Below are 2,500 nucleotides of genomic sequence, written 5' to 3'. Positions count from 1 at the left end.
GCCGAAAGCCGGCTATCGCCTTGAGATACTTCCTTCCTTGAGTAATCAATTATGAAACTTGTTTCCATTGACATATAACTTGTAAGGAATATAAGATAAGGTTTGATAAACAACCAGGTAGAGGAGAGAAAACATGCGTTCATTCAAATCTGAAGTCGCCAAGATTAAATTTGAGGTGTTGCGGGAAGTAGCCCATCTTGCCCTCACGGGGAGGCTTGAGAGCGAAATAGACAGGCTCCCGCGCGCCCTTACTGATGCGGGCATAACCCGTTACCGTTGCTGTGTGTACAAGGAAAGGGCGATCCTGGCCGAACGGGTTAAGTTTGCCCTTGGTTTTTCACCCCGGGAAGTGGGCGAAGATGAACGCCTGGGAGCCGTTGCCGAAAAGAGCCTGGCCGGGCACCACATCACCTACCCGGTACTGGATATAATTGAGATAGCCTGTGATCGTTGTCCCATTGATCGTTACCTGGTCACCGATGCCTGCCGGGGCTGCGTCGCCCATTTTTGTGTAAACACCTGCCCGAAAAAAGCTATAACAATTGTTGGCCGCCGGGCCTATATCGATCAAGAAAAATGCGTTGAATGCGGGCGTTGCAGCCGGGCCTGTTACTTCCACGCCATTGTGGAGGTTAGCCGTCCCTGCGAGCGTTCTTGTCCGGCCGGGGCTATTAAACCCGGGCCCAACCGCAATTCGGTGATTGACCGCGAATTTTGCACCGCTTGCGGTACTTGCCTGACAGCATGCCCCTTTGGAGCTATTGCGGATAAGTCCCAGTTGCCGGAAGTGATTCGCTGGCTTCAAGCAGGCGAACAGGTTGTGGCCGCCGTGGCACCGGCGATTGCCGGCCAATTTGGCCCCAACGTGTCGGTAGGCCAGGTTTTGGCGGCCCTCGCCGAACTGGGTTTTACCGCTACTGCCGAGGTGGCCCGGGGGGCGGACCGGGTGGCTGCACTGGAAGCAGAAGAATTTAGCCAAACGGTGGCGGAAAAAGAGTGGCTGGCCAGTTCCTGTTGTCCCGCTTTTGTATCCTTCGTGCGGAAAAATTATCCGGACCTGGCTGATCACCTTGCCCCGGTCCCGTCACCAATGGTGGTCCTGGGCCGGATGCTTAAGGCTGAAGCTCCAAGCAGCAAAGTGGTATTTATAGGGCCATGCGTGGCCAAAAAGGAAGAGGCCCTCGGCCCTGGGACCGGCATCGACGCTGTGCTTACTTTTGAAGAGCTGGCAGCCTTACTCGCTGCCAGGGAAGTAGACCCCGCTGCTCTCAACCCGATTTCTGCGTCTGCCGCCCCAGCTTCAGTGTGGGGTCGGGGTTTCCCGGTAAGCGGGGGTGTTGCCGCAGCGATTGAACAAGCCCTCAAGGAACAGGGGGCTGCCGTCGAATTCAAACCTGTCCTGGCAAGCGGCCTGGAGGAATGTAAACGGTATCTAAACCTGGCCAGGGCAGGAAAACTGCCGGGGAACTTTTTAGAAGGTATGGCCTGCGAGGGAGGCTGTGTCGGCGGGCCAGTAGCTCTGGTCGGGCCGCGGGAAAGCGCCCGGGCAGTGGAAAAATTCTACCGCTGATTTGATCGAGAAGGCCTCTGGTTAATACCAGAGGCCTTAAATATTAACCCCGACTCGGGGACAAATATCCTCAAGGGGACACTTTGAGCATTCGGGCCGGTTTTTGCGGCAGAGCTGGTTTGCCAACCCGTCAATCAGGGCGTGATATTCATTGTAGAGATACTGGTCTTGCGGCAGGTTGGCCATAAAAAACTCCTGCATGCTTTGATAGGTTATCTTTTCATCAAAAAAGCCCAGCCGCGAAAATACCCGTCGCGTGTAGGCATCCATGACCATGATGGGATAATTGCCGGCGTAACAGAGGATAGCGTCGGCCGTCTCCGGGCCGATACCATAAATAGCCAGTATCTCCGGACGCAGTTCCGCCAGGGGTCGGGAAAACATGGCGGACAGGGACCCGTTATACCGTTGCCACAGGTGTTCAACAAAAGCCTTGAGCTTTTTAGCTTTGGTACGATAATATCCTGCCGGCCGGATGAGGGGTTCCAGTTCAGCCGCAGTTGCCCTGTACATGGCTTCGGCATCGAGGAGCCCTGCCGCCTTGAGATTGGCTATCGCCTGCTCGACGTTCTTCCAGGCAACGTTCTGGGTAAGGATGGCGCCGACAATGACTTCAAAGGGTGTATCGGCAGGCCACCAGTGGCGCGGGCCGAAATAATTATATAGTCTTTTATATATGGCTATCAGCCGCGCCTGGATACCTTCCGTTTTGTTAACTCCGTCCGGTCCGGGCGGTAACAAATCGCCCGGCTTGGCTGATAAGGTTTCCATAGCCAATATTTTAACTTTTCCTCCTTTACCATAACAAAAAAGCCCCTGATAGGGGATACCTAACAGGGGAAGAGGGGAATGGCTCCCCGGGCAGGGCTCGAACCTGCAACCACCCGGTTAACAGCCGGGTGCTCTACCATTGAGCTACCGAGGAATGTA

General features: G+C 55.0%; 2 protein-coding genes and 1 tRNA gene. 1 reads left to right on the top strand and 2 read right to left on the bottom strand.

The window, feature by feature from the left end:
* Positions 1–133 precede the first annotated feature (133 nt).
* A complete protein-coding gene (locus tag E308F_RS04455; protein WP_141263728.1) occupies positions 134–1,570 on the top strand; it encodes a 4Fe-4S dicluster domain-containing protein in 1,437 nt (478 codons plus the stop codon).
* Between the two features lie 36 nt (positions 1,571–1,606).
* Here E308F_RS04455 and E308F_RS04450 read toward each other — a convergent pair whose 3' ends face one another.
* Complete coding sequence (locus E308F_RS04450) at positions 1,607–2,341, bottom strand: endonuclease III domain-containing protein (protein ID WP_141264100.1); 735 nt, start codon at positions 2,339–2,341, stop codon at positions 1,607–1,609.
* A gap of 79 nt (positions 2,342–2,420) precedes the next feature.
* Positions 2,421–2,495, bottom strand: a tRNA-Asn gene (locus E308F_RS04445).
* Positions 2,496–2,500: the final 5 nt, after the last annotated feature.

It is taken from the genome of Moorella sp. E308F, assembly GCF_006538365.1.
GTDB lineage: Bacteria > Bacillota > DSM-521 > Neomoorellales > Neomoorellaceae > Neomoorella.
This window is presented reverse-complemented; position numbering and strand designations above follow the sequence as displayed.

Bases quoted from the DNA above. Each gene is read 5' to 3' on its own strand.
- E308F_RS04455 (WP_141263728.1), top strand. From the start codon at position 134: ATGCGTTCATTCAAATCTGAAGTCGCCAAGATTAAATTTGAGGTGTTG.
- E308F_RS04450 (WP_141264100.1), bottom strand. From the start codon at position 2,341: ATGGAAACCTTATCAGCCAAGCCGGGCGATTTGTTACCGCCCGGACCG.